Source organism: Archangium sp. (genome assembly GCF_036277355.1).
Taxonomy (GTDB): Bacteria; Myxococcota; Myxococcia; order Myxococcales; family Myxococcaceae; genus Archangium.
Genome location: NZ_DASUNC010000047.1, coordinates 1 through 19,953, shown reverse-complemented (window position 1 = coordinate 19,953; position 19,953 = coordinate 1). Strand labels below are relative to the sequence as shown.

Below are 19,953 nucleotides of genomic sequence, written 5' to 3'. Positions count from 1 at the left end.
GAGCGCCCCCGCTCGTGCGGTCCGAGTCGGCCCCGCCTGATCCGCCAGGATGGGAGTCCCGGAGTGATCACGGGCATTCAAGTCGTCGACGACGTCACTCCAATAGATTGCGACATCCACGTTCAGCCTCTCCTTGCTGTGATGTTCTGTTCAGGAAGAGAGGCTGAGTGTGGAATGTGAGGGTCAGCCTGCTCGCCGAGGGGCTGCCCGAAGCTCGAATGAGAGCGGCTCGTCCACCTTCTCGTCGATCACGAGGCGCTCTGGCCGGAAGAGGAACCAGAGGCTGACCAGCGCCACGATGGCCAGGAGCCACCAGAGCCATCTCTTCATGACGCCTCACCGGAGCGGGCCGACAGTGGAGCCGCGGCGAAGTTCACCCCGAAGCGCTTGCACCAGATGCTCACCGAGCGGTACCGGTCGAGGTCGAGGTTCGCGGGGAGCTCGTAATTCTGGTTGCCGATGTTCCCCTTGAGTGCCCCCAGCGACACGAAGCGGCCCGCCTGGATGGCCGCATCGTCCGAGGCGTCATCCCCTTCCACCAGGTAGACGTGCAGGTCGGGCCCGTTGGACGTGTGGAGCTCCTCCAGGCGGAGCACTCTCCGTCCATCCGGAAGCTGGTACACGCTGGCCGAGCCGGACGTCTCATGCGCCAGTCCCTTGAAGAGCCCGGAGCGCAGCCGCGTGGGGCCCTCCTCGTGCTGGGACATCTCCCCGTGCTGGGACATCTCCCCGTGCTTCATCGCCGTGTCCTGCCGTGCCCAGACGGGCGTGCTCACCCCCAGCGCGCTCACCGCGACCAGGAGCATCCGGGCGCCTCTCATTGTCTGCTTGCTCATAGGGACTCCCTGCGTTCGCCGTCCTCGGAGCGGGCTGTATTGCCTGCGGACCGGGACAGCGCCTCGTACCTTCTGAAGGAGATGTCTTCGTTCGAGGCCACGCGTTACAGCCCGAGGAAGAGCGAGGCCATCTCGTGAACCAGAAGCGCATGGACCGGGGGGTCGGAGATGCGCACGCTTGGAGAGACAGCGTGGCTCGGGAGTGACAGTGACCAGGAGCTCGTTCAACGCCTGTTGAGGAGGGACGAGGCGGCTTTTGCGAGGCTGGTGGACACGTACCACTTCCGGCTCCTGCGCCTGGCCCTCCCCCTGGTGGGCAGCCGCTCGGTGGCCGAGGAGACCGTCCAGGACACCTGGCTGGCGATCCTCGACGGCCTGGCGGGCTTCGAGGGGCGCTGCTCGTTGAAGACCTGGATGTTCCACATCCTGCTGAACCGGGCGCGCAGCCGGGCGGCGAAGGAGGGGCGGAGCCTGCCCTTCTCGGCGCTGGGGCCCGCCGAGGAAGCGCCGGTGGAGGAACCCGGGCGCTTCACTGCCGCGGGGATGTGGGCGGTACCACCTTCACCCTGGGGAGTGGAGAGCCCGGAGGCCCTGGTGCTGCGAGGCGAGGCGATGGAGTGTATCGAGGAGGTCCTGGCGCGGTTGCCAGCCAACCAGCGTGCGGTGGTGACGCTGCGAGACGTGGAGGGGCTGGAGGCGGAGGAGGTCCGTGAGCTTCTCCAGCTCAGCGAGTCCAACCAGCGGGTGCTGCTCCACCGGGGCCGGGCGAAGCTGCGCCGGGCGCTGGAGGAACGCTTCGGGGAAGCGAGGTGAGGCCCATGCTGACGTGCCAGCAAGTCACGGAGTTGGTCACCCGGTATCTCGAGGGACAGATGGAGTGGAGGCAGCGGGTGGCGTTCCGGTGTCACCTGGCGGTGTGCCCGCACTGCCGCCGGTATGTGCGGCAGATGCGGGTGACCATCGCCACGCTCGGGAAGCTGCCCGAGGAGCCTCCACCGCCCCAGGTGAGGAAGGCGCTGCTCGAGCACTACCGCGCCTGGAGCGGAAAGGGTGTCAGAGAATTCGAGTGACGCGCCCCGGCACGACACGCGGCGGAAAAGAGGGAACCCTCGCCTCGCCGCGCAGCGGTGTCAGAGTCAGACGATTCGTCAGGGGCGAGATGTCGGAACGAGTCCTTTGACACCGTTCCGGCTTGCCTTCGCCGCGCCCCCGTCATCGGCCTCGTAGGACGGCCGTGAGCTCCCCGAGCACGAGCTCACGAAAGAACCTCGCCGCGGGCTCGGTGTGGAAGCGCTCGTGCCACACCGCGGAGACGGGCACGGCCGCCAGGGGGATGGGGACGTCGAGGAGCGTCAACCCGAAGCGCTCCACGAGGGGCGAGACGAGCTCTCGCGGCGCCGTGAAGAAGAGGTCGGTCTCGGCGACGGCCACCAGCGCGGACAGGAACGTGGGAACGACGAGTCCAATCCTCCGCTGGAACCGCGCACGCTCCAGCTCGGTGCCGACGAGGTGGGTGCCCCCGTGCCCGGTGCGGACGAGGACGTGCGGGTGCGAGGCCCAGCCCGCGCGGGTGAGCTTGCGCGCTCGGGCGAGCGGATGGCCCCTGCGCGCCACCACGACGAACCGCACCGCTCCGAGCCCACGTTGAACGAGCCCCGGCCCCTCGCGAGGGGTCGGCACGAGCACCAGGTCCACGCGGCCCTCCTCGAGAGCGCGCGCGTCATCGGGGCGCGGGAGCACCACCTCCAACCGCGCCTTCGGGGCCTCGGCGCCGAGCTTCATGACGAGCCTCGGCACCACCGGGGCGAGCAGGTCGGGACACACGAGCAAGAAGGACCGGGAGGTGTGCAGCGGCTCGAAGAGCGTCTCGTGCCGCACCAGCCTCGACGCCTCCGAGAGCAGCCGCGCCAGAGGCTCTCGCAGGGCCTCGGCGCGCGGCGTGGGCACGAGCTGCCGGCCCGCTCGAACGAACAGCGGATCCGCGAACAGCTCGCGCAGACGGCCGAGCGCGTGGCTCGTGGCGGGCTGGCCGACACCGAGACGGCGGGCCGCGCGTGTCACGCTCCCTTCGGAGAGCAGCGCGTGGAGCACGGAGAGCAGGTTCAGATCGATCTTCGAACCATCGATCTCATTCATGTCCACATCATATCCATCGATGAACGCGTGAGCAGCTTCGCGCGTAGGGTAGTGCCCCATGAAACGCGAACGCCGAAACCCGTACCGCTTCCTTGGCCGGGCCGCCCTGGTCCTCGTCACCGCCGTCCTGCTCGCGCTGGCCTTCGTCAAGCTCCGCCATGGCCTCGGACAGCCCTATCCGGACGTGAGCACGAAGCCGCTCGTGGCGGAGCAGGACGTGCGGGTGCTGGTGGAGCTGGAGCTGCCCCCGGGCAACGTGACGGGCTCGCGGGATGGCCGGATCTTCTTCAACACGCACCCGTTCTCCCAATCCCATCGCTTCACGGACGCGTACCTGTTCGAGCTCGTCGGCGGCGAGCCCCGGCCCTTTCCGGACGCGGCATCGCAGCAGGACCTCCGCTTCGTGTTCGGCATGACGGTCGACACGCGCAACCACCTCTGGCTCACGTCGCCAGCCACGCTGGAGCGGGAGAAGACGCGCATCATCGCGTACGACCTCGCGTCGAACCGGAAGGTGCTCGATCGCGAGCTGCCACCGGGGGTGGGCCGTTTCGCACAGGATCTCCGCGTCTCGCCGGATGGCAGGACGCTGTTCCTCGCCGACACCGGCGCCTTCCGGTTCACCCCCGCATCGCTCCTGGTGGTCGACGTGGAGACGTGGTCGGCACGCGAGGTGCTGGCTGGAGATCCATCGACCCAGCCGCAGGACTGGGTCATCCGCACGCATTCGGGGCCCTATCGCATCGGCTTCGGGTTGCTCTCGTTCCAGGTGGGCGTGGATGGCCTCGCGCTGAGCGCGGACGGCGACTGGCTCTACTTCGCGACGATGAGCCATGACACGTTGTACCGGGTGCGCACGGCGCACCTGCTCGACGCCCGTCTGTCCCCTGGCGAGCTCGCCCGCGGCGTGGAGAAGGTGGGCCCGAAGCCGTTGAGCGATGGAATCGAGGTGGCGCCCGACGGGAGCATTCTCATCACGGACGTCGAGAACGGCGGGGTGGCCCGGGTCGACACCGCGGGCCACCTCGAGACGCTCGTGCGGCTGGGGCAGGTCGTCTGGGCGGATGGGGTCCATCTCGCCGCCAATGGCGACGTGCTCTTCACGGACAGCGGCATCCCCTCGTACATCGATCCGCTGCTGCGCCCGCCGGAGCCCGAGCGGCTCCGGGCGGGCAAACCCTACCGCATCTATCGCTTCCACCTCGGTCCGGGTTGAACCCGGTTCGCCCGTCCCCCGGGTTGCGCCAGCAGGGATTCCGCACGAGCGAGCCCCCATGCTGAACTGGCACTTTCACGGGCTCGCCCTCTCCATCTGGATTTCGCGCCACTGGACGGCCGAGGAGGTGATGGCCGCCTACGCGGAGAGCGCCTCCTTTGGCAGAAAGGGTGTCAGAGAATTCAAGTGAGTCGAGCCGGAAAGGGTGTCAGAGACTTCGAGCGAGGCGAGCCGGCACGACACGCCCGGGAGGGTGTTTTAAAGAACTCGTTGTCCCTACGAATCGTCTGACACCCGTCCTCGGACACCCGTCCTCGGACACCCGTCCTCGGACCCCCGTCCTCGGCGACCGGTCGCCTGCTCAGTGTTCCTGGTACTTATCGAGGCACCAGTGCTGGCAACTCTTGGACAATTGGGCGGCGCAGCTCATGATGATCTGACTTCCCTGCTTGTCCCACATGCCGCGCGGGACGCCAGGGTTTTGCTTGAAGCGTGAGGAGACGCACTCGTCCACCTGCGTGCAGGCCGCACCACACGTACGGTTCATCTTCTCTGACAGTGCGTTGCTGCAAACCTCCTCTTTGGCGCTGCAGGATGTGTATGCGTCATCGAGTTTGTCCTGACATAGCTTTTCGCATGAGCGCGTGGCTTCCAGACAGCCCCTCACACACTCCTCACGATTCTGCGTTCCACACTTGAGCCGACAATCGCCGCAGGGGCTCGCACAGGCGGTCTTGCATTCATCGCAGCGGCCCACCGCGGGCTGCATGCACACACTGGCTTGAGCCGGGCATGACATGCCGTTGGTATAATCGTTGTCACTGTACCCGCAGAGCGTTCCGTCGACCCCGTCAATGGGAGCGCGACACGCATCCCTCATTCTTCCCGCCGCTCCGAGTGCCAACAGCACTTCACCGTCCGGCACGGTCAGGGATTCCAGTTGTATGGTCACGGTGCGGTTGTCGGTGTCGAGCCTCCCCGAGCGCAACCAGAGAAGCCCATCCTCGAAGAGACGCGCGTGCAGCACATCACTTCCTTGTACACGGACCTCATTCCAGATGCCGTCGAACGGGGACCGGAGCGCCGCTTTGACGCACCAGTCCGGGCGCCCACAGTCCTCAGGCCAACTCACGACCTGGGCGGACTTCATGATGTCATTCGCTTCACGTGCGCGCACGAGCCGGTCGAACTCCGCATTCCAGAACTGGTCGCGAAACGCCCTCCGCACCTCTTCTGTTCCGTTTCCGAGTGTGACAGCACGTTGTAGCAGGTTCAGCGACTCGGAGAGCGGAAGGCCCGGCGCCTTGCTCGCCTCGAGCAACCGCCCAGCCGTCGGCGCCGTGGTGTCGAGCAGCTCGAGCTTCCCGAAGCCTCGCGACCGGAAACACTCGAGTTCCACCCACCCCTCCGGACCCAATGAGACGACCGAGCACATCGTCCTGATGGGCACCTGCCTCAGAATGGTAGCGCGGGCATTGGGTTTCGCGCGCAAGTTGAGAGCAGAAGCCTGGACGAAGAGTTTGTCCCCAGGCGCAGCCTGGAGGACGGCTGCGGCGAGCAACACGGCGAGCAAGTGCATGATGCGATGCACTCTATCTATTTCCAGAAAGGGTGTCAGAGAAATCGAGTGAGTCGAGCTGGCACGACACGCGGCGGAAAAGAGAAGAGCGGAAAGCTGGCCGAGAAATCCCCTCGCATCCACCGAGCCGCCGCCTCTCGGAACGCCGCGACGAAGGCCCGGTACCGCTCACGCAATTCCGTCAACGCCTGGCGCGTCGATGCATGCCCCAACGGCCGCGGGCTGCGCTCGAGGTGCTCGGGCCGGGTATGCGGGTGCTGTGCCCTCACAGCTCGCGCCCCCAACACAGGCGTGTTCCGTGCACGAGCCTCCGCTTCCACCCCCTCCACCAGTCCCCGCACCGCTCTCTGCCTCTCCTCCTCCCCCAACCCTTCCCAGCACGGCAGCGGCGCCACCTCCAACTCCACCGGCTCGGCGATTTCCTCGGCGAATCGCCCCTCCCCCGCGCCCCTGTCCTCGCTCCCACTCTTGCTCCAGCGCTTCGTCCAGTTGAACCACTGGAACACTCGCCTCGCCGGCCCCAGCAACTGCGCCAGACACGTGAGTCCCGGCCACTCGGCACTCTTCTCCACCAGGCCCTCCTTCACTCCATGGGCCAGCACGTAGCGCAACCTCCCCACCAGCGCCGCGTCGTCCAGCACCGGCTCCGCTGAGTAGCGTCTCTCCCAGAAGCCTCCACTCCAGTCCACCCACCGCCCCACCTTCTTGGAGAGGTTGGCTCGCAGGTATTGCATGAAGCCGGCGAGCGCCGCGCCTCGGGCCCACACCAGCAGGTGGAAATGGTTGGAGGCGAAGGTGAAGGCATGCAGCCGGACGTTGCCGGCGCTGTGCTGGACGGCTTTTGCCAGCACGCCTCCCACCACCTCGTTCACCTCCGCGCTGGGTCGCAGCAGCAGCCGTCCCTGGAAACACCGGGACGTCACGAAGTAGTAGCCCTCCTCCTGGAACATTCTCAGCGGCCAGCCCATCCCCTTCCCCTCCTTACAATCGCGAGGACTTTGCACCCCTCGGGCCAACCGCAACTCCTCGGAAAGACTCGGAGACCAGTGGGTTCACCCGTCCACGTCAGGTCTCGTTCTCCCTCGCCCCCCTCGTTTCGAGTCCTTTGACACCGTCTCCGGACACCGTCTCCGGCCCTCGTTTCGAGTCCTTTGACACCGTCTCCGGCGACTTCACCGCCGAGTTCGACTATGTCCGCGTCTACGCGCTGCGGTCCGGCGAACGCGCACGGCGGTGACGCCGGACACCCTTCTGGGGTCCATCCCAAGGAGACACCATGACTCCCATCAATTTGATGTCACCCGAAGTTCTCGCGAATCCCTATCCCTATTACGCGGAGCTGCGGCGCCTGAGCCCGGTGTGTCAGGTCGAGCCGCATGGCATGTGGGCGGTGTCCCGCTATGAGGACGTGCTCTTCGTTCTCAAGAACCCGTCCCTCTTCTCGTCGTCGGGTTTCACGGTGGCGTGGCAGCCGGCCTGGGTGGGCTACAACCCGATGGCCAATTCAATGATTACCCGGGATCCGCCGCAGCACACGCGGCTGCGTGCGCTGTTGCTGCGTGCGTTCGGCCCCCCCACCCTCGCCCGCCTGGAGCCCCGTGTGCGGGCCACCGCCGAGCGGCTCGCGAGCGGTCTCGTGGACGGGGCTGACTTCATCCAGACGCTGGCGTTGCCCGTGCCCGCGTATGTCATCAGCGAGCTCCTCGGGCTCGATTACCAGCTCCTTCCCTATTTCAAGCAGTGGTCCGATGACATCGTCGCGATCACTCCCACCCCCGCGTCTCCCGAGGCCGCCGAGCGCATTCGCGGCACCATCGCGAAGCTGACCGCGTATGTGGAGAAGGTGCTCGAAGAGCGGCGCCGCGCGCCCTCGGACGACACGGTGAGCGAGCTGCTGCGCGCGGAGGTGGAGGGACAGCGGTTGACGGACGTGGAGCTCAAGGACTTCCTCATCCTTCTCTTGATCGCCGGACTGGAGTCCACCACGAACCTCCTCGGCAACTCGCTCCTCTTCCTCGCCGACCATCCCGAGATGATGGCCCGCCTGCGGGCCGAGCCCTCGCTGATTCCGTCGTTCATCGAGGAGATGCTCCGCTACGACGGCGTGGCGCCGGGGGTTCCCCGGATCGCGGCCGACGACGTCACGCTCGCGGGGGTGACCATTCCGCGAGGCTCGATGGTGTTCCCGCTCATGTCCTCCGCCAATCGAGACGAGCGGAAATTTCCGGAGCCGGATCGCTTCGACCTGAACCGGGGCGCCCAGGGCGGCCTCGCGTTCGGACAAGGCGCTCATTTCTGTCTGGGTGCGATGCTTGCTCGGATGGAGGTGCGGATCGTCCTGGAGACGGTGCTCGCGCGCTTCCAGCGGGTGGAGCGGATGCCGGGGACCATTCAATACCAGTGCGCGCTCACGACGCGCGGGCCCGTCGCACTGCCGCTCCGGTACGTCCCTGCCGGCGGTTGAACCCCCTCTGGGAGGAAGGCGTCGCGGAGGGGAGGCGGCGGGTATCGAACCTGCCGCCTCCAGCGCGGGTCTGCTGTAGCTTGCTCTCATAGGCCCCGATGCCACAAGCAGGCAGGGGCTCCACGGGGGCCCGTGGGAGGCGAACGGTAGCGTGTGCCCTGGCGAGGTGTGGCTGGGGAGGGGTAGGTGGGAACGCACGGGTGGGCGTACCGGCGAAGGCAGCCGGAGGGGACGGTGCTGTATGAGGCGGTGCGGGAGAACCTGGCCACATTGCTGGCGGAAGCCAGCGAGGTAGGGCGCGGCCTGCCCCGGTATGTGGAGCAGGACTTCGCCAGGTACCTGGAATGCGGAGTGCTGGCGCATGGCTTCGCGCGGGTGCGCTGCGAGAGTTGCAAGGACGAACTGCTCGTCGCCTTCTCGTGCAAGGGACGAGGGGTGTGCCCCTCCTGTGGTGCGAAGCGGGCGCATGTGACGGCGATGCACCTGGTGGAGCAGGTGCTGCCGCACGTGCCCTTCCGGCAGTGGACGCTGTCTTTTCCGCACCGGGTCCGGTGGGTGCTGCTCAAGGACGTGGGACTGCTCTCGGACGTCCTCACCGTCTTCCTGCGCGCAGTGTTTGCCCTGCAGTGCCGAAGGGCACGGCGGCAGGGCCTGCGCGGTGGGCAGGCCGGGGCCGTGTCGTTCATCCAGTTCTTCGGCTCCGCCTTGCAGGTGACTCCGCACTTCCACTCGCTGGTGCCGGACGGTGTCTACGAAGGACCTTCGCGGTGGAGGTGTTGGCCTGCGTGAGGTGTGGAGGCAGGCGGCGAGTGCTGGTGTACGTGAAGGAAGCGGCAGGGGTGCGCGCGATTCTGGAGCACCTGGGCCTGCCCACGGCAGGTGCGAGGCTGGCCCCGGCGCGAGGCCCCCCCAGGCCGCGTGGTGTTGAGGCTCAAGCCGCCCGGGCCAAGAGAGCCCGCCCCCAGCCACGCACCCCATGGGAGCGCGGCCTGGACAGTCGTGTACCTCAAGGGGCTGCGCGGCCTGTCCACCCGCTTGGCTCTCTGCTCGGACGGCCCCTGTCAGCGGTCCTCCTCGGCACCTGCGCTCCAGCCCTCACCCTCAACATGGCCTCTATCCCGCCTATACGCAGCAGCCATGTGAGAGCTGTGGCAGGCAAGGTGGAGAACCGTTGGCAGAAGCGCTGCGGCACCTGTTATCGGAACTCGGTGAGGCAGTGAGCCTGACCTGAAGAGGCGCGAAAGCCCCTGCTTCAGGCCCTCGTTCCGGTCTCCCCTTTGGGGCCCCCGCCCGGTCCCCGGCTCGCGTCGTTCCTGGCGCCTCCCAGGGGCCTTCCCTTGGATGGGGTGGGAGCCTGATGCGTACTCACGTGAACCCCCGGGGGCACGGGGGAAATCTCGGCTTCGAGGGGGGCTCGTATGTCCCCGGAAAAATCTGAGTCCAAATTCTGGGAGGTGGGTCCTTGGGTGGGAACAGGCAGCAGCAAGCGGCGAGACGAGACTCCAGCGGGCGGAGTGGGCACTACAGGAAGCCCAGAGGGGCCTTGATGGGTCGGAGGGGGCCCGGATACGCTACCTGACTGCCCGGGTGGAGCACTCGGAAGCCGAGCGGGATGCTGTGGGGGTGCTGTGTCCGCCAGAGCAACAAGGACACGAACCGGCGTGCACGCGAATTTGACGGGATCGTACCCCGGCGTATCCCCGGAAGAAGCCCAGATGAGGGTCCTCGAACGCAGAAAGGCCGACGCCAAAATGAGCGCATCATTGCCCGACGACGAGGAGTTCTATTTGAACATAAAGCGCGGGCTTGCGGTATGTCCGCACCTTAGGGAGTTGCTGCCGCAGGAATACCCGCGAACGAGCGTGAAGAGGGAACAATCGCTCGATTTCGAGGGGAAGCGCACCAGCCGATTCCTGCACAACATCAACCTACCCCTTGCGTTGTTCCTCGCCGGGCATCCAGAGGCGCATCCAGCAGCGAAGAGCGTTGCTCGTCAGATGCTCACAGAGATTGACGTTTTCGTGGCCATGTTCGCGAACACGAGAGGCCTCCAGAAGGTGCTAAATCCGCTCTGGAACGCTCCGTGGGATGAGAAAGACCCCAGCATGTGGTCAGTGATCGCCCACGCAAATCATGCCATTCGGTTACGAAGTGTCGGCGCGGACGTCCGCGAGTTTGAGGCGCCTATCGGGGAAGGGGGGAAGTCAGCGGACATCCAGTTCCGGACCAAGGGACAGGACTACTTGCTGGACCTTGAGGCTTGGCATGCAGTCTCGGGGGATACGCCCGAGGCTATCCACAAGAATGGGATGACTCGTGCCGAGAGGAAGGCGGCGAAAAAGTTTGCGACGCTTCCTGCAGGAACGGTGGGCTGGGTCTACGAGATCTGCATTGTCAACGACGACGAGGAACTAGAGCGGATTGGGAGCAATCAGCACATTCTGTCCCCTTTCAAGTTGTCCGAGACAGAGGGGTGCTTCGGGGCACTCTTTCTGATCTGCGGCATCAGCAACGCCGACGGCGACGTCTACAAGTACGTGCTCGCAAACGCAGATACTCCCCTGCCGCCTCTACGACCGCGCTCGGGGCGCTAGTGTTACCGCGCAGGATTGTTGATGGACGCGTGGGCGAGTTGGTTGATGGGCATCGCGCCGGTGGTGGTGTGCCACGGCGAGTGATGGGACGGCAACGTGCCATCACCCAGGAGAGTGGCGGCCCGCTGCGTGCATGGCGTCAAGCGGAGGAGGAGTCCTGACGGTCGAGGCGGCCTCACGCAGGCAAGAGGGAGGCGAGGCGGGAGCCCCCTGGAAGGCCTCGTGCGGCAAGGCGATGGCGTCGAGCGGGAAGAGCTCACCGGATGAAGCTCGTGAGCATGCCCATCCTCCTGGCTGCGCCAGGAGAGGAGGGCAAGCAGGGCCGCGTCGTGGTGGAGTTGCTCGCCACGCAGAAGGAGGCTCGGGGCTCCTATACCCTCGTCCTGTGGGACGCGGAGCGCCAGCGCACCGTCACCCTCGGCAACGTGACGTTTCCTCAGTAGCCGTCGACTGCCCTATCCGCTGGGCTCGCCCGGACCCTCTGTCTCGTCCGTCGTCGCGCTCTCTCTTGGAGGAACGGCGGAGAATCAGACCTCCTCGTCGGGCAGGAGCGTGAGCAGCAACTCGTCGTCAGGGCCCAGCGGACGCCAGCCTGGCGGCGGTGGGGTGGCGAGGAGCGCATCGCCGGCCTTCCTGACACGCTCCTCATGAGTTTCAGGGGTGTAGGCAGACCAGAGGCCGAGCGCCTCGGCGACAGCGAAACGGGCTTCGTCATCCAGCACGGCCGGCCAGCCGTTTGGGAGTGCTTCGGCCAGTTCGCGCACGAGTTGCCCGCGCACCAGACGCGAGACCTTTCCGCTTCGCTCCGCCTCGGCAACCAACCCGCTGAACACCTGCACTGCCGCGATGTCATCAGGGCCAAGCTCGTCCGCCAGTTCCACCAGCGAAGCGGTGGGACGCGCCTCGGCGAAGGCGGTGAGCGAGTCGTAGCCGCGCTTGCGGACCCGCTCATACAGGCGCGCCTTGATGTTGCCCTGCCAGGCACGTCCGTCGCTCATGGTCCTCTCCACGGGACGAAATTCATCGGGCTCCTGTAGCGTTTCATGTTGTTTGCGACAATTCTCAAGATCGCATTGCGCGTCAACATCCGGCCAGCTCTGGTCTCGGCATCATACAGCGCCTTCATGACCATCCGGTTCCATTCACCGGGCCATGTGCGGCCCAGCTTCCAGTCGCCCCCGCCGTGGATGGCCTGGTGGTGAGCCTGCTCCAGCTTGACGCAGAACTGGTCGATGTCCATGTCGCCCGTGAAGCCGCGTTTCTCGAACCACTCGCGGAACTCCTTGGGCAGGACGTGGTGCCGCGGGGGCTCGGCCATGCCGGCCCCCGCGCTGTCCGTCACGCGCATGCCCCGCACCTCGGGCCCGTCGCCGAGCGCCTCGCGCACGCCGCGCGGCAGCTCGCCGTGCGCCATCATCATCTGGCTGGCCTGGATCCGCACCGCGGCGCTGATGGCGGGCAGCGAGAGGACGCCCTCGCGCACCAGCCGTTGCATCATCTCCACCCACTCGGCGGAGACGACAATGCGCGTGCCCATCATCACGCCGTTGTTGCCCATCACCATGCCCACCCCGACCGTGGGCCCGCCAGACGCAGCAGGGCCCGCTGCATGTCCGGGTCCTCCACCTCCGCGGCGGCGTGGGCCAGCCGGGTGGCGGCGGCGAGCTCGGCGTCCAACCACCGCAACTGGCTCTGGCCATACTCGATGGAGGGCACGAAGAGGCCAGCGGCCTTGCCGGCGATGCCCCAGTGACTCTTGCGCAACCTGGACAGCTCCCCGGAGAGGTCGCGGGTGGAGCCCGTCACGTCGAGCAGGGCACCGCGAACCGCCAGGTGGGCCGCCAGGGCGCTCTGCTGCGCAGTCTCCTCCGTGCCGCCAGGGCCCACCGCCGTCACCGCCTCCCGCACGTCCTGGCGGCGGTGCAGCCGCTGTGGACCCTCGGGCTCGGGCGCGGACTCCTCGCCCGGGTCTCCGGCCCATGCGGGCGCGGCGGCCTCGTGTGGCGTGTAGCGCAGGTGCGTCCACCGGCCGGGTGGTGACGTCAGCGACGCACAGGCATTGGACAGCAGGGACAGGGCGAGCAGCAGCCCCGTCCACCTCAATCCTGGCGACTCAGCGCGCATGGTCCACCCCCAGGCCCACGGAAGCGAAGGCCCCCAGGCGCAGCGCAAATCCGGTGGCCTCCATGCGCGCCAGGTAGTTGCCGACCACCCGATGCTCGAACGCGGTCCCGTTCGCGTAGAGCGGGATCAGCGCCTTCCAGGTGTAGGACGAGAACGGGTGGCCGTAGAGCGCGAGCATCACCAGGTCCCGTCCGCCATCTTCTCGCGCCGCCTGAGCTCGCGCTCGCTCGGCTCCGGCACCTGGAACGAGCCGGTTCGCAGCTCCCCTGCCGGCTCGTAGGTCGCCATCGATATCCCGTTGCGCGACAGCCGGTGCTCGACCAGTCGGAGCTCGCCCGGCGGCGTGCCGTCGCCGAACAACCGCTTGCCGCCGCCGAGCACGACGGGCGCGATCATCAGGTCGAGCCGGTCGAGCAGACCGCGGCGGAGCAGTTGGGGGTAGAGCGTCGAGCTGCCCTGGATCACCAGGTTCGGGCCATCCTCCGCCTTGAGCGCCGCCAGCGCATCGAGGTCCGCCAGGCGATGGCTGCCCTTCCATTCGAGCGCCGCATCGGAGCGGGTGAGCACATACTTGTCGATGCGCGCGAAAGTCGCGGCAATCGGATCGTCGTCCGGCATGAACGGCCAGTGGGCGGCGAAGATCTCGTAGGTCCGGCGACCGAGCAGCAGGTCGAACGGCTGGTCGAACAACTCGTCGATCTTGCTGCCGAGATCCTCGTCGAACACCGAGGTCAGCCAGCCGCCATGGGCGAAGCCGCCCATGGTGTCCTCGTTCGGTCCGCCCGGCGCCTGCATGACGCCGTCGAGCGAGAGGAAGGCGGCGCCGATGATCTTCCGTGGCATGGTCGCTCCATCGTTTGCCCCGCCCTCAAGCGGGAGGGGAAGGCATGCGGTTCAGGCCTCCGCAGGAACCGCGTCGGCGGCGGCCTCGAGCGCGGCGATGTCGATCTTCTTCATCTTCATCATCGCCTCGAAGATACGCCTGGCCCGTCCGCTGTCGCCCTGGTTCATCGCCTCGGCCAGGAAGCGCGGGGTGATCTGCCACGAGACGCCCCACTTGTCCTTGCACCAGCCGCACATGCTTTCCTGCCCGCCGTTGCCGACGATGGCGTTCCAGTAGCGGTCGGTCTCCTCCTGGTCCTCGGTGATGACCTGGAAGGAGAACGCCTCGCTCTGCTTGAAGTGCGGGCCGCCGTTGAGGCCGAGGCAGGGGATGCCGAGCACGGTGAACTCGACCGTGAGCGGCTCGCCTTTCTTGGCCGACGGGTTGTCCGCCGGCGAATGGTGGACTTTGCCGACCGAAGTGTCGGGGAAGATTCCGGCGTAGAAGCGCGCGGCGGCTTCCGCGTCCTTCTCGTACCACAGGCAGATCAGCGCCTTGTCATGGGTCGTCATGGTCATGCTCCTTTCGGGCCTACGAAGCCGAGCATTGCACCGCTCGGGTCGGTGGCGGTGAAGGCAAATTCCCCGCCTGGTATTTCCTGAACATCTTGCGTGATCGCGCCGATGGCCACGCCGCCGGCTTCGATGAACTGATAGTCGCCCATCTCGTCCATCGGCATGGTCATGCCCTTGGTCCAGCCGAACAGCGCCAGATAGAAGTCCGGCTTGGGGCGAAACTCATACCTCCTCGTCAGGAAGGAGCGCCAGGAGCAACTCGTCGTCGGGGCCGAGCGGGCGCCAGCCGGGCGGTGGTGGCGTGGCACGGAGCGCTGCCATGACCTGATCGGCGCGCTCCCGGTGGGTTTCTGGGGTATAGGCAAACCAAGAGCCGAGCGCCTCAGCGACCTTGAAACGGTTGGCGTCGTCCATCACAGCCGGCCAGCCTTCGGGGAGGCTCTCGGCGAGCTCTCGTACGAGCACATCGCGCACCAATGAACACCTGCACCGCAGCGACGTCGTCCTTGCCAAGCTCATCGGCCAGCACGTACAGCGGGACGGCAGGGCGTGCCTCGGCGAAGGCGGTGAGCGAATCGTAACCGCGCTCGCGGACCCGCTCATACAGGCGAGCCCTGATGTTCCCCCGCCAGACACCTCCGTCACTCATCGCCCTCTTCATGTTCTTTGCGACGATGCGTATGACTTCATTCCGCGTCAACATCCGGCCTGCCTCACTCTCGGCTTTACTCAGCCTATCTGGGAGCCGGGTCGTGCTCCCCTCCAACTTTGGAGGTAGACTCATTCCATGCAACTTCCGCCGTTCAAGCAGCCCGAGTCCGGGAACAGTGTTGGCAACTACCGCCTCCTGGAGAAGCTGGGCGATGGCGGACAGGGACTCGTCTTCAAGGCCGAGTGCGCGGGCCCCTTCTTCGTCCTCAAGTTCTTCCGTGCCCGCGAGCTGGATGAGTGGGGCCTCATGGAGGTGTCCCTGCTCCAGAAGTTCAAGCACCCCCACATCGTCCGGGTGCTGGGGTATGGGCGGTGGCCGGACCCAGAGCTGGGCTACTTCTACATCGTCATGGAGTGGGTGGAGGGAATGACGCTGGAGCAGTACGCCCTCACGGAGAACCCGTGTGCCCGCCGGTGCGGTGGCCTCGTGCTGGAGGCAGGCGGCGAGTGCTGGCGTACGTGAAGGAAGCAGGAGGGGTGAGAACGATTGTGGAGCACCTGGGCCTGCCCACTGCAGGTGCGAGACTGGCCCCGGCGCGAGGCCCCCCCAGGCCGCGTGGTGTTGAGGCTCAAGCCGCTCGGGCCAAGGCACCTGCGCTCCAGCCCTCACCCTCCACATGGCCTCTCTCCCGCCTATACGCCGACGAGGATGGTCCAGATCTTCTCGGGGGATGCACGGGTGAGCGTACTGGCCTTGTATTCCTTCATGGTGCTCCTCTGGGAATCGGGGGGCTTCACGCTACCAGTGGCCTTGGCGGCTCTTCAGGGGGAGAGGCTCCGTGAATTCCTGCTACTCCAACTATTTCAAGCAATGAAAATTTTCCAGTTCTGGTCTATGAATCCACTCCTTCCAACCAAGGATCCCCATGAACCTCCCGCTCCCCTCCCTCCCTCGCCTGGGGCTTGTGCTGCTCGGCGCGCTCTTCCTCTCCCTCGGAGCGGCCCATGCGGCCGAGAAGAAGAGTGGTTGGACCCGCTCCGCGGGCCAGAGCACCAGCGCCGCGAACCCCTACTTCCTGTTCAAGCTCCCCCAGGCATCCACCGTGCAGTTCGACCTCGAGTCCGCCAGCGTCGACACGTACCTCTACGTGCTGGACTTCTCGAACCCCTTCTCGCCCAAGGTCTACTCCGACGATGACAGCGGGGACGGCGTCAACAGCCGGCTGACACTCAGCCTGAACGCGGGCAACTACTTCGTCGTCGCCGCGACCTACTCCGATGGCCGGGAGGGCGACTTCACGGTGCGGACGAGCACGGGAAGCTTGCAGTTCTGCTTCTTCGCCTACGCGGATACCAATTATGGGGGAGACTCCAACGCGTTCTGTGAGGGAGGCTCGAGTTCCTTCCAGAACGACGCGTACTCCTCGCTCCGCGTCCCCAAGGGGATGCGCGTGCGCGCCTTCCAGCACGGCGGCCAGACAGGAATTGCCAGGACCTACTACTCCGACACGCCCTGGGTCGGAGACCTGTACAACGACATGATCTCCTCGTTCGAGTGGTCCGACTTCTGGATGGACGACTACTTCATGATCTTCGCCTCGGACCCGCAGTTCTCCTGGGGCTACTGTTCGGACGACAGCTCCAGCAGCCTGTGCGCGCAGGAGCGGAGCCTCTTCGCCGGGTACTCGGACGAGGACATCGGACGGCTGTACAACGCCCGGCTCACCAACGCCATCAACACCGTGAAGAGCTACCTGGGCGACTACCGGTTCGGCGGCACCGTCGTCAACGGAGACCTCACCGAGTTCGGAGATCAAGGCCCGGACCTGGGTGACTACGTCTCCTACTACGAGCACGGCCTGAAGATGAACGTCTACCTGGGTCTGGGCAACCACGACTACCAGAACAACGTCAACGACTGCTACCAGAATGGCTGCGCGTCCACCATGGTCTGGTACCTCAAGGACCAGGCCGCCACGCTCAACCCCCTCTCGTTCGACTATTCCCAGAGCGGCACCTACTACAGCTTCCCCAACAACCGGCGGGACCACAGCGGCAGCCTGGGCTACTCCTGGGAGATCGGCAACGTCCACTTCGTCCAGCTCAACAACTTCCCCAGCTACGCGACGAGCTGGAGCGGCTGGAACTACAGCTCGGCCCGGCAGGACTACTTCACGATCAACTCCGCCATCAGCTGGCTGCGCAACGACGTGTCCAACGCCGTGAGCCGGGGCAAGAAGATCATCCTGAACATGCACGACTACGGCGCGGATGCGGGCAACTCCGCCTTCACCAGCATCCTCAACGACTACCCCGTCACGGCCCTCTTCGCCGGCCACTGGCATGAAACCTACGGGCGCTACACGGAGACCGGGCCCTATTCCGATGGGAGGCGGATGCCCGTCTTCACCAGCGGCTCCGCCCACTACGGCACGTTCCTCGTCACCCGGTTCGTCAACGGGAAGATGTATGTGTGGGTGATGGCCGTCGACCAGTTCGGGGGCGGGAGCCTGCGGGTGAAGTACAACAACACCTTCTACGCCGCCAGCAACCTCAACGGCATCTTCGACGTCTGCACCGGCTGCTCGCGCTACTACGAGTACGTGTACGATCTGCGCTGAAGCGCGGCCTCCCCGGAATCCCAATCGCGCGCGAAGCCCAGCGGGGGCTGGCACGTACGCCAGCGCCGTTCGCCAGCCTCCGCACCGGGCGCTTCCACGACTCAATCCTTATCGGAGGCTGGATGAAGAACGCATCCACCCCGTGCTGGGCCGTGGCGCCTCCGAGGAGTCCCGTACCGGGCCCGGGGGCGCACCGGACCTCGCCACGCCATCGCAGCGGATCCGCGCCGAGCCGCCGGGCGGCGTCGCGCAAGCCGTCTGGCGCTGGTACGCGGTGTTGCACCAGACGCCACGGTGTATGCCATCCCCGCCAACGGAGTCCTCTTCGTCGATGGATGGGTGCGGAGGGCGTGGCAGCTCGATGGAGTGGATGACTACGTCGAGGTGCCGAACCATTCCAGCCTGAACTTCGGTACCACCAACCTCTCTTTCGAGGGGTGGGGCCGGCTGTCCAGCGCAGAGGCCTACACGCTCAGCTATTCGTTGCTGGACAAGCGGATGATGTCTCCGTACCGCGGCTATCACATCGCACTCCAGAGCCGGAAGATGGTCCTCCAGCTCGCGGATGGTGGGTATACCAACTGGGTGTCCACGATCGCCATTCCCAACGACGACCACTGGCATCATGTCGCTGTCACGGTGAATCGCGTTTCGTCGACGGGTATCAACTTCTACGTGGATGGGCAGCCGGCGGGGACCTTCAGCCCCTTGGCGCGCAGTGGAGACCTGACGAATACCGCCCCTCTGCGCTTTGGCCGGAGCTCGCTGAGCAACTCGGGCTCCATCAAGATGGGCATGGACGAGTTCTCTCTCTACAAGCGGGCGCTGTCCTCCACGGAGATCCAGAGCATCTTCAACAGCGGCCGCTTCGGGGCCTGCAAGAACTTCGAGCACGACGACTGGTGGCCCGGCGAGTAGGTCGGGCGTAGCGGGCCCCCTCCCGGCTTCGAATGGCCCCCGCCTCCGGCAGGACCGGAGGCGGAGCCTGACGTGCAGCAGCGCCTGCTACTGGCCGTCGAGCTTGCCGTCCCGGTTGCGGTCGAGCGCGATGCGCACGCCAGAGCCCGGCGGAACCGCGGTGAAGGTCACCTCCTGGCCCGCCTTGCTGGCCAGCCGAGCAGCCCCTCGAACGCCACGATGAAGTTCTTGAAGGACGTGGCCTCATCGTTCGTATCGACGCCGAAGAAGCCGTTGGAGCGGTCACCCCGCCAGTGCATGGCGCCCCGTTGATGGGCGAGCCCGGGTGGCCGGTGAACAGATCGAACGCGCCGATCTCCAGGGCGCTCGCGAGGCGCTTGTCGATGGGGTTGGTGGCCACCTCGTCATCCGGGTTGCCCAGGTCCCAGGCGAGCTCGTCCTTGTCTCCGAAGATGTGGCAGCTGGCGCAGGACGACTCGCCGTTGGCGGAGGAGAAGTTCGCGTCGTACAGGAAGGGACGGCCCTGCACCCCACCGGCCGGTGGCGCTGTTCCACTTGACGCTCAACCCGGTCTCCGACGCCTGTGCCCACTCCGCGCGCTCGAACCCGTCACACACGCTGTCCATGCTGACGGATGTTTCGGCTCCGCCTTGCAGGTGACTCCGCACTTCCACGCGCTGGTGCCGGACGGTGTCTTCGTGCCGCGGGAGGGCGGCGTGCGCTTCGAGCCGTTGCCGCCGCCCACGCAAGGCGAGGTGGAGCGGCTGCTGAAGGTCGTGCGCCACCGGGTGCTGCGCCTGCTGGAGAAAAGAGGAGCCCTGCCCGCGCAAGGCCCCGAGGATGCACTGCAGGTGTACCAGGCGCACTCCCCGCAGCGGCGGCTGCGCTGGACGGAGGTGGACGTGCGGCCCCCTCCCCGAAAGCAGCCCCGATGCGCCTTCCTGGAGGGCTTCTCCCTGCACGCCAACACGCACCTGCACGCCAACGACAGGCAGGGTCTGGAGCGGCCAGGCCGCTACGGGGCGCGCGGTGCACTGGCGCTGGAGCGTTTGTCACGAGCGGAGGATGGCCGCATCGCCTACCAAATGAAGCGCCCGCTGCCGGACGGTACGACGCACCTGCTCTTCACCGGGCTGGAACTGTTACGGCGTGTGGCGTCCCTGGTGCCTCCGCCTCGGGCAAACCTCACGAGGTTCCATGGCGTCTTCGCTCCAGGCGCGCGACTGCGGCCATTTCTGGTCCCCCAAGCAGCAGAGGAGGAGGCGAGCGTGGCGCCCTAGTACTACAGTGGGACTTTGGCGCGAGGGTCTCTGCGTCGGTAATGGCAGCGTTTGGCGATGGCCTGATGGCGGCGTCGCCAGCGGCTCCAGTGCAGGACGAAGTCCAAGGCCGGCCGCACCACCCAAGCGATGTTCA

24 protein-coding genes and 2 pseudogenes are annotated in these 19,953 nt (G+C 66.4%); 12 read left to right on the top strand and 14 right to left on the bottom strand.

Features of this window, described 5'->3' with window-relative positions:
* Positions 1–183: 183 nt before the first annotated feature.
* Both VFZ09_RS12695 and VFZ09_RS12690 read right to left on the bottom strand, forming a co-directional pair.
* Entirely contained in the window at positions 184–330 is a 147-nt protein-coding gene (locus VFZ09_RS12695) for a hypothetical protein (RefSeq protein WP_329727800.1), read from the bottom strand.
* Entirely contained in the window at positions 327–836 is a 510-nt protein-coding gene (locus tag VFZ09_RS12690; RefSeq protein ID WP_329727799.1) for a DM13 domain-containing protein, read from the bottom strand. The genes VFZ09_RS12695 and VFZ09_RS12690 overlap by 4 nt, the downstream gene beginning before the upstream one ends.
* A 168-nt stretch (positions 837–1,004) precedes the next feature.
* Here VFZ09_RS12690 and VFZ09_RS12685 point away from each other — a divergent pair, with 168 nt between their 5' ends.
* Positions 1,005–1,649 (top strand): RNA polymerase sigma factor, encoded by a 645-nt coding sequence (locus tag VFZ09_RS12685; RefSeq protein ID WP_329727798.1) that lies wholly within the window; start codon positions 1,005–1,007, stop codon positions 1,647–1,649.
* A 5-nt stretch (positions 1,650–1,654) separates the two neighbouring features.
* Positions 1,655–1,906 (top strand): anti-sigma factor family protein, encoded by a 252-nt coding sequence (locus tag VFZ09_RS12680; protein WP_329727797.1) that lies wholly within the window; start codon positions 1,655–1,657, stop codon positions 1,904–1,906.
* 142 nt (positions 1,907–2,048) lie between these two features.
* Here the strand turns inward: VFZ09_RS12680 and VFZ09_RS12675 are convergent, their stop codons facing one another.
* Entirely contained in the window at positions 2,049–2,972 is a 924-nt protein-coding gene (locus VFZ09_RS12675) for a LysR family transcriptional regulator (RefSeq protein WP_329727796.1), read from the bottom strand.
* Positions 2,973–3,030: 58 nt separating this feature from the next.
* Between VFZ09_RS12675 and VFZ09_RS12670 the strand changes: the two genes are divergently transcribed.
* A complete protein-coding gene (locus tag VFZ09_RS12670; protein ID WP_329727795.1) occupies positions 3,031–4,188 on the top strand; it encodes an SMP-30/gluconolactonase/LRE family protein in 1,158 nt (385 codons plus the stop codon).
* Positions 4,189–4,246: 58 nt separating this feature from the next.
* On the top strand, positions 4,247–4,378 hold the full coding sequence (locus VFZ09_RS12665; protein ID WP_329727794.1) for a hypothetical protein: 132 nt from the start codon (positions 4,247–4,249) through the stop codon (positions 4,376–4,378).
* 171 nt (positions 4,379–4,549) lie between these two features.
* Here VFZ09_RS12665 and VFZ09_RS12660 read toward each other — a convergent pair whose 3' ends face one another.
* Positions 4,550–5,779, bottom strand: coding sequence for a hypothetical protein (locus VFZ09_RS12660; RefSeq protein ID WP_329727793.1), 1,230 nt, complete (start codon positions 5,777–5,779; stop codon positions 4,550–4,552).
* A 23-nt stretch (positions 5,780–5,802) separates the two neighbouring features.
* Positions 5,803–6,735, bottom strand: a complete 933-nt coding sequence (locus tag VFZ09_RS12655; protein ID WP_329727792.1) for a hypothetical protein — start codon at positions 6,733–6,735, stop codon at positions 5,803–5,805.
* A gap of 308 nt (positions 6,736–7,043) precedes the next feature.
* On the opposite strand from VFZ09_RS12655, the gene VFZ09_RS12650 reads away from it, so the two are divergent.
* The 4 genes from VFZ09_RS12650 to VFZ09_RS12630 all read left to right on the top strand — a co-directional run bounded on the left by VFZ09_RS12650 (position 7,044) and on the right by VFZ09_RS12630 (position 11,268).
* Entirely contained in the window at positions 7,044–8,231 is a 1,188-nt protein-coding gene (locus tag VFZ09_RS12650; protein WP_329727791.1) for a cytochrome P450, read from the top strand.
* Between the two features lie 186 nt (positions 8,232–8,417).
* A complete protein-coding gene (locus tag VFZ09_RS51560) occupies positions 8,418–9,020 on the top strand; it encodes a transposase zinc-binding domain-containing protein (RefSeq protein WP_349257906.1) in 603 nt (200 codons plus the stop codon).
* A gap of 926 nt (positions 9,021–9,946) precedes the next feature.
* Complete coding sequence (locus VFZ09_RS12635; protein WP_329727790.1) at positions 9,947–10,825, top strand: hypothetical protein; 879 nt, start codon at positions 9,947–9,949, stop codon at positions 10,823–10,825.
* Positions 10,826–11,088: 263 nt separating this feature from the next.
* A complete protein-coding gene (locus VFZ09_RS12630) occupies positions 11,089–11,268 on the top strand; it encodes a hypothetical protein (RefSeq protein WP_329727789.1) in 180 nt (59 codons plus the stop codon).
* Between the two features lie 84 nt (positions 11,269–11,352).
* Here VFZ09_RS12630 and VFZ09_RS12625 read toward each other — a convergent pair whose 3' ends face one another.
* The 8 genes and pseudogenes from VFZ09_RS12625 to VFZ09_RS12590 all read right to left on the bottom strand — a co-directional run bounded on the left by VFZ09_RS12625 (position 11,353) and on the right by VFZ09_RS12590 (position 14,996).
* Complete coding sequence (locus tag VFZ09_RS12625) at positions 11,353–11,823, bottom strand: NUDIX hydrolase (RefSeq protein WP_329727788.1); 471 nt, start codon at positions 11,821–11,823, stop codon at positions 11,353–11,355.
* Entirely contained in the window at positions 11,820–12,389 is a 570-nt protein-coding gene (locus tag VFZ09_RS12620; RefSeq protein ID WP_329727787.1) for a DUF2380 domain-containing protein, read from the bottom strand. The genes VFZ09_RS12625 and VFZ09_RS12620 overlap by 4 nt, the downstream gene beginning before the upstream one ends.
* Entirely contained in the window at positions 12,383–12,949 is a 567-nt protein-coding gene (locus VFZ09_RS12615) for a hypothetical protein (RefSeq protein WP_329727786.1), read from the bottom strand. Before VFZ09_RS12615 ends, VFZ09_RS12620 begins: the two co-directional genes overlap by 7 nt.
* Complete coding sequence (locus tag VFZ09_RS12610; RefSeq protein WP_329727785.1) at positions 12,939–13,127, bottom strand: hypothetical protein; 189 nt, start codon at positions 13,125–13,127, stop codon at positions 12,939–12,941. The genes VFZ09_RS12615 and VFZ09_RS12610 overlap by 11 nt, the downstream gene beginning before the upstream one ends.
* A complete protein-coding gene (locus VFZ09_RS12605; protein ID WP_329727784.1) occupies positions 13,127–13,792 on the bottom strand; it encodes a dihydrofolate reductase family protein in 666 nt (221 codons plus the stop codon). The genes VFZ09_RS12610 and VFZ09_RS12605 overlap by 1 nt, the downstream gene beginning before the upstream one ends.
* A gap of 51 nt (positions 13,793–13,843) precedes the next feature.
* Positions 13,844–14,344, bottom strand: a complete 501-nt coding sequence (locus tag VFZ09_RS12600; RefSeq protein ID WP_329727783.1) for a VOC family protein — start codon at positions 14,342–14,344, stop codon at positions 13,844–13,846.
* A gap of 2 nt (positions 14,345–14,346) precedes the next feature.
* Positions 14,347–14,517, bottom strand: a complete 171-nt coding sequence (locus VFZ09_RS12595; protein ID WP_329727782.1) for a hypothetical protein — start codon at positions 14,515–14,517, stop codon at positions 14,347–14,349.
* A gap of 52 nt (positions 14,518–14,569) precedes the next feature.
* A pseudogene (locus VFZ09_RS12590) lies at positions 14,570–14,996 on the bottom strand (NUDIX hydrolase).
* A gap of 138 nt (positions 14,997–15,134) precedes the next feature.
* Here VFZ09_RS12590 and VFZ09_RS12585 point away from each other — a divergent pair.
* The 3 genes from VFZ09_RS12585 (at position 15,135) to VFZ09_RS12575 (ending at position 18,537) form a co-directional block, all read left to right on the top strand.
* Positions 15,135–15,521, top strand: coding sequence for a protein kinase domain-containing protein (locus VFZ09_RS12585; protein WP_329727781.1), 387 nt, complete (start codon positions 15,135–15,137; stop codon positions 15,519–15,521).
* Positions 15,522–15,924: 403 nt separating this feature from the next.
* Positions 15,925–17,619: a metallophosphoesterase gene (locus VFZ09_RS12580; protein WP_329727780.1), complete on the top strand. Its 1,695-nt coding sequence runs from the start codon at positions 15,925–15,927 to the stop codon at positions 17,617–17,619.
* Between the two features lie 294 nt (positions 17,620–17,913).
* Positions 17,914–18,537: a LamG domain-containing protein gene (locus tag VFZ09_RS12575; RefSeq protein ID WP_329727779.1), complete on the top strand. Its 624-nt coding sequence runs from the start codon at positions 17,914–17,916 to the stop codon at positions 18,535–18,537.
* Between the two features lie 194 nt (positions 18,538–18,731).
* Here the strand turns inward: VFZ09_RS12575 and VFZ09_RS51615 are convergent.
* Positions 18,732–19,078: pseudogene (locus VFZ09_RS51615) on the bottom strand (hypothetical protein); the annotation flags it as partial.
* 115 nt (positions 19,079–19,193) lie between these two features.
* Between VFZ09_RS51615 and VFZ09_RS12565 the strand changes: the two are divergent.
* Positions 19,194–19,817 carry a transposase gene (locus VFZ09_RS12565; protein WP_329727801.1) on the top strand — a complete coding sequence of 208 codons (624 nt, stop codon included), beginning with the start codon at positions 19,194–19,196 and terminating at the stop codon, positions 19,815–19,817.
* The last annotated feature ends 136 nt before the right edge of the window (positions 19,818–19,953 follow it).